Source organism: Natroniella sulfidigena, from assembly GCF_023223645.1.
Lineage (GTDB): Bacteria > Bacillota > Halanaerobiia > Halobacteroidales > Halobacteroidaceae > Natroniella > Natroniella sulfidigena.
On the sequence record NZ_JALKBY010000008.1, the window covers coordinates 121,875 to 127,885 of the forward strand.

The window sequence follows — 6,011 nt, forward strand, 5'->3', positions numbered from 1 at the left end:
TTCTTTTAAGTTCTTAGTCTTAACTATTTATTGTTCTCTATTAACTATTCTTTTTATTGGCGGAGGGGGTGGGATTCGAACCCACGGTACGCGTGAACGCACAGCAGATTTCAAGTCTGCCACCATAAGCCGGACTCGGACACCCCTCCTTTTTAACACAATTACAATTATAATTGATTAATTATTATTTGTCAAGAGATTCCCCAAAAAAATTCAAGGCCAATCTAATTAGATTGGCCTTGAATAATTACTTAATTGTTTTCAATTTTTTCTATTCCATCCATATACGGTCTTAAAGCTTCAGGAATAGTTATGCTACCATCTTCATTTTGATAATTTTCAATAATAGCAGCCATTGTCCTACCAATCGCCAGACCAGAACCATTTAAAGTATGTACATAACGAGCATTTGCTTCTGGCTCCGGGCGATACCTAATTTCTGCTCTTCTAGCTTGGAAATCTTCAAAATTACTACAAGAAGAAATCTCCCGATAAGTATTATAACTTGGTAGCCAGACTTCAAGATCATATTTTCTAGCAGCAGTAAAACCTAAATCACCGGTACACATATTCATAACTCGATAAGGCAACTCCAACCTTTTTAAAATAGTTTCCGCATTATTCACTAACTTATCAAACTCTTCATAAGAACTTTCTGGTTCTACAAACTTAACCATTTCAACCTTATTAAATTGATGCTGTCTGATAATCCCTCTTGTATCACGTCCGTGAGCCCCTGCCTCCGCTCTAAAGCAAGCACTATATGCTACATGATAAATAGGTAGATCATCAGCTGATAGAATCTCTTCTCGATACATGTTAGTTACAGGAACTTCAGCAGTTGGAATTAAATAATAATCTGCCCCTTCAATTTTAAAAGCATCTTCTTCAAATTTAGGGAGCTGACCTGTCCCTAACATACTATCTTTATGAACCATAAAAGGAGGAAAAACTTCTCTATACCCATGCTCGTTTAAATGAATATCCAGCATAAAATTAACCAATGCTCTTTCAAGTTTTGCTCCTAATCCTTTTAAAAAAGTAAATCTGGCTCCTGATACTTTAGCGCCTTTTTCAAAATCTAATATGTCTAACTCAACGCCTAAATCCCAATGAGCTTTAGGTTCAAAGTTAAATTTTTTTACTTCTCCCCATTTGCGAGCACAAACATTATCAGCTTCATCTAATCCAATTGGAACATCTTGATGAGGAATATTCGGAATCTGCAACATAATTTCTTTCAAACGTTCTTTATGTTCTTTTAATTCATTGTCCAACTCTTTAATTTCATCGGCTACTTTCCCCATTTTATGGATAATTTCTTCAGCCGCTTCATCTTTTCCTTCTCTTTTTAGCTGGCCTATTTTAGCAGACTCCTGGTTACGAAGTTGTTTTAGTTTTTCTACTTCTTGAATTAGCTTTCTTCTTTTTTGATCTACCTCTGTAAATTCATCAATTGGAGCTTCTGTTCCACGATCCTTTAAAACTTTCTTGATTAAATCAATATTCTCTCTAACAAATCCTAAGTCTAGCATTAAGTTCCCTCCTTAAACTACAGAGTAAAAATACTAACATCTAACATTCCATCAATTTCAAGTATCTTTTCTTGTAATTTTTCTTCACCTTCTTGATCTATATTAAGTACCATTACTGCATCACCACCGGCTCTATTACGTCCTAATTGCATACTGGCAATATTAATTCCATTCTCACCTAGCAAAGTCCCTAATTCTCCTACTATTCCTGGTTGATCTTGATGGTCAGTAATTAGTAATGATCCTTCTGGTATTAAGTCAATACCATAATTATCAATATTAACGATTCTTATATCTTGCTCATCAAAAACAGTTCCTGAAATTGTTTTAGTTGATCCATTATTTTTTATTTTTACAGTTATTAAACTTGAATATTTATCACTAGTCTCACTTTTAGTCTCTATAATTTCAATTCCTCTTTCTCGGGCAACCAAACTTGCATTTACTAGGTTAATATTCTCATCTAAAATAGGTTTTAATAGCCCTTTTAATAATGATGTAGTCACTGGTTCAACATCCTGCTTAGCTATATCTCCTTGATAAATTACCTCAACCTGTTCAATTCTGCCACCTATCCAACCTGAATAAAAACCACCTAGCTTTTCTCCTAGTTTAATATATGGCTTAATTAAATTCATCTCTGCCGGTTTAATTATAGGAACATTTAAAGGTGTACGAGGTAATTGCTCGTCTAATAAAACATTTAATAACTGCCTAGCGGCATCAATAGAAACATTATCCATTGCTTCTACTGTTGTACCTCCTAAATGAGGTGCTAAAATTACTTCTTCTAAATCTAATAAAGAATAATCTTCATTGATTGGTTCTTCTTCATGAACATCTAATGCTGCACCAACTACTTTTCCAGCTTTTATTGCTTTATATAAAGCGACATGATCTACATTTTTTCCACGTGCTACATTAATAACCCTAACTCCATCCTTCATTTTAGAGAATTCTTCTGTACTTAAAATATGTTCTGTTTCTTCAGTTAGCGGAGTATGTAAAGAAATAAAATCTGATCTTTCTAATATTTCTTCAAGATCAACTAGCTCCACTCCCAATTTTCTACCTCGCTTGGCTGGAATATAAGGGTCATTAGCGATTACTTCCATATTGAATGACTTAGCTCTTTTAGCTACATTGCCACCTACTCGACCCAAACCAATAATACCTAGTGTTTTATTATTCAATTCAACACCCATATATTTATTCCTATCCCAAACAAGATCTTGTAAAGCATTATGAGCTTGAGGAACATTACGAGCTACAGCCAGCATTAGTGCCATAGTCTGTTCTGCAGCAGAAATAGTATTTTGACCCGGAGTATTCAAAACTATAATTCCTTGTTTAGAGGCAGCGTCAACATCAATATTATCATATCCAGAACCTGCCCGAGCAATTACTTTTAATTTAGTTGCCTGCTCTAAAACTTCTTCATTTAAAGGTGTCATACTCCTTAAAATAATCCCATCATAATCACCAATTTGATCTAATAATTCTTGATAGCTTAATTCTGTATTATAAGTAACATCAACACCTTTTTCTTCTAAAGTATCAATTCCAGCTTGTGAAATTCTATCACTTACTAGTACTTTCATTAATTACTCCCCTCCTTATAAAATACCTGTTGTGCCGCTTTTACTCCACTACCTAATTCAATATCTAAGCCTTCATTCTTTAAAACCAACTCTAAAGCCGAAATAGTAGATAAAATATCATCTCTACTTACATTACCCATATGTCCTACTCTAAATACTCTCCCTTTTAATTTTCCTTTACTTCCAGTAATATAAACATTATATTCTTTTAACAATCGCTCTTTTAATCGCTCAAATTTAACTTTAGATGGTAACTTTACAGCAGTTACTGTCTTAGAAGCTACTTTATCATTTACTAATAATTCTAAACCTAACTCTTCCATAGCTTGTCTAAAGGCCATAGTCATAACCTCATGCCTTTTAAATACATTTTCCAATCCTTCATTCCTAATCTCTCTTAGTGCCTCTTGTAAAGCCCTCAAGGTACTAATAGCAGGAGTTGCAGGAGTTTGATTAGGCCTTTCTACTAAAAATTTCTTGGCCCTCCTAAAATCCCAATAAAATTTAGGTAAATCTGAACTCTCTATTGCTTCAAATGCTTTTGGACTTACACTCACTAGTGATACCCCTGGTGGAGACATTAAAGCTTTTTGAGAGGATGTAACAACAATGTCCGCCTTCCAATCATCTACTTTTAATTCAATACCACCCAAAGAACTTACTGCATCAACTAATAATAATAAATTATGCTCTTGAGCTAACCTTCCTATTGGTTTAGGATGGTTAATTACCCCTGTAGAAGTTTCATTATGAGTCATTAAGATAGCTTTGAATTGATCAGTTCCTTCTAATTTCTCTTCTACTTTACTGATATCTACTGCTTCTCCCCACTCAAAATTTATCCTTTCTACTTCAATTCCATATCTCTCAGCAATAGTTGCATACCTTTCCCCAAATGCACCGGTACATAAAGATAGTACTTTATCGCCTCTTGATAAGGTATTGGCTATAGAAGCTTCTAAACCTCCGGTGCCTGAACAAGTTAAAGTTAAAACATCATGTTCTGTTTGAAATACATATTTTAATCCTTGAGTCACTTCAGCAATTAACTCTTCACATTCTTTAGTACGATGCCCAATCATTCTCTGAGCTGAAGATAATAAAGCATGCTGTGAAACATCAACTGGTCCAGGTAACATCATAGTCCTTTTATTCTTCATACTCTCCTTCTCCCTCCTGAAAATTTAATTACTTAAATATAAAACTCTCGCCCCTATTTTCTACTAGAGGCGAGAGTTTTATATTTATTTGAATCCCGTGGTACCACTCTAATTGGCATTAAAAAGCCCACTCTTAACAGATAACGGCTGCTACCGTCTAGCTTATTTCGCTAGCCACTCCAAGGCGGATTCAATTAAACTCCTATATCAGTTTTCACCAACCACTGATTCTCTAAAAATAGAAGTTTTAATTTACTTAGCCTCTTCATTGTAATTTTAAATTAATTATTTATTTTAATCTGTATTATATAATATTTTTTTCATTAATGCAAGAAATTTAATTAAATTGATATTTAAAACCTAGGTTATCATTTAAGTTAAATTTAGATAAAACAGAAGTAGTGATAATATCTAGTAATGATTGATGACCATAATAAACTAATTTCGATTCCCCTTCTATTCCTGCCATCTTTTCAAGTTCATCAACAGCACGATAAAAGTTTCCTAACTGATCAACTAAATTAACTTCTTTAGCTTGAGCACCGGTAAATATTCTTCCATCGGCTAACTCTTCTACCTTCTCTTTTTCTAAATTTCTTTCCTTTACTATAGTTCCAACAAATTGCTCATGAATTTCTTCAACCAACTCTTGCAAAAAACTTTCTTCTTCAGCAGTTAATTCTCGATCAGGGTTTCCAATATCCTTATAATCACCACTTTTGAAAGTTACATTTCTAATTCCTATTTTATCATACAATTCTCTCATATCCTTGAATTGCATAATCACTCCAATACTACCAGTTGTTGTTGAAGAGTTAGCAAAAATTTTATCCCCAGCAGTAGCAATATAATACCCACCAGAAGCAGCTACATCCTCCATAGCAACAACAACAGGATTTCCAGTTGTTTCTTTATAGTCTAGGACTTCTTGATAAATAGCTTCAGAGGCAGCTGAACTTCCACCTGGACTATTTATTCTTAAAACTAGCCCCTTAATATTTTCATCACCTTTAAATTGATCAAGTTGTTCCATTATTCTCATTGAGCTAGCTTGCGAAGAAAGCCCTGCTTGCCTACTACTAATAACTCCTGTAATATCAATTACTGCTAATTGATTAGGATGTTCATTCATTCCGAACACTCCACTAATCACAGTAAAAATACCACCTAATAACAATACAACTACTAACAATAATGCAATTATAACTCCTAAAATCACCTTAGTAGTTTTTGTCAAATTAACTCCTCCTAATTTTTTAAACTCCTATATTATATAATATACTATATAATATTAATTTATAAATTAAAAATAAAAAGACTCTTTACCGCAGGTAACTGCAATAAAAAGTCCTTTTCTTAAAATATTCTGGCAGTGACCTACGCTCCCACAAGGCTGCCCCTGCAGTACCATCGGCGCTGGAGGACTTAACTGCTGTGTTCGAAATGGGAACAGGTGTTGCCCCTCCGCCATTACCACCAGAATCTTATTCATTTAGTATTCAATATTAAATGTTTTTAAAGCTTGTCTCAATTCAACAATTAATATCTTAACATCTTGATTCTTGTTTGTCAAGAACTTTTTAAAATAAATTTCAAAGCTCTTTGACTATTCAATCTTCATTATTCAGTATTAAATGCTTTTTATACATTCAAAACTGCACAATAGATATTTCTAGATTAAGCCCTCGATCTATTAGTACCAGTCAGCTGAAGAT

Annotated in this window: 4 protein-coding genes, 1 tRNA gene, 1 rRNA gene and 1 other annotated feature; all 6 genes read right to left on the reverse strand. The window is 33.7% G+C overall.

From position 1 onward, the window contains the following. Nucleotides 1-57 precede the first annotated feature (57 nt). A tRNA-Ser gene (locus tag MWH28_RS06950) sits at nt 58-149 on the reverse strand. Between the two features lie 102 nt (nt 150-251). After that, entirely contained in the window at nt 252-1,535 is a 1,284-nt protein-coding gene (gene serS / locus MWH28_RS06955) for a serine--tRNA ligase (RefSeq protein ID WP_248618591.1), read from the reverse strand. 17 nt (nt 1,536-1,552) lie between these two features. After that, nucleotides 1,553-3,136 carry a phosphoglycerate dehydrogenase gene (gene serA / locus MWH28_RS06960; protein WP_248618592.1) on the reverse strand — a complete coding sequence of 528 codons (1,584 nt, stop codon included), beginning with the start codon at nt 3,134-3,136 and terminating at the stop codon, nt 1,553-1,555. Beyond that, the gene (locus tag MWH28_RS06965; protein ID WP_248618593.1) at nt 3,136-4,296 is read right to left on the reverse strand and encodes a pyridoxal-phosphate-dependent aminotransferase family protein; all 1,161 of its coding nucleotides are present in this window, start codon (nt 4,294-4,296) and stop codon (nt 3,136-3,138) included. The genes serA and MWH28_RS06965 overlap by 1 nt, the downstream gene beginning before the upstream one ends. A 62-nt stretch (nt 4,297-4,358) precedes the next feature. Then, nucleotides 4,359-4,574, reverse strand: a binding site (T-box leader). Nucleotides 4,575-4,633: 59 nt separating this feature from the next. After that, nucleotides 4,634-5,533, reverse strand: coding sequence for a signal peptide peptidase SppA (gene sppA, locus MWH28_RS06970; protein WP_248618594.1), 900 nt, complete (start codon nt 5,531-5,533; stop codon nt 4,634-4,636). A 127-nt stretch (nt 5,534-5,660) separates the two neighbouring features. Further along, a 5S ribosomal RNA gene (gene rrf, locus MWH28_RS06975) occupies nt 5,661-5,777 on the reverse strand. Nucleotides 5,778-6,011: the final 234 nt, after the last annotated feature.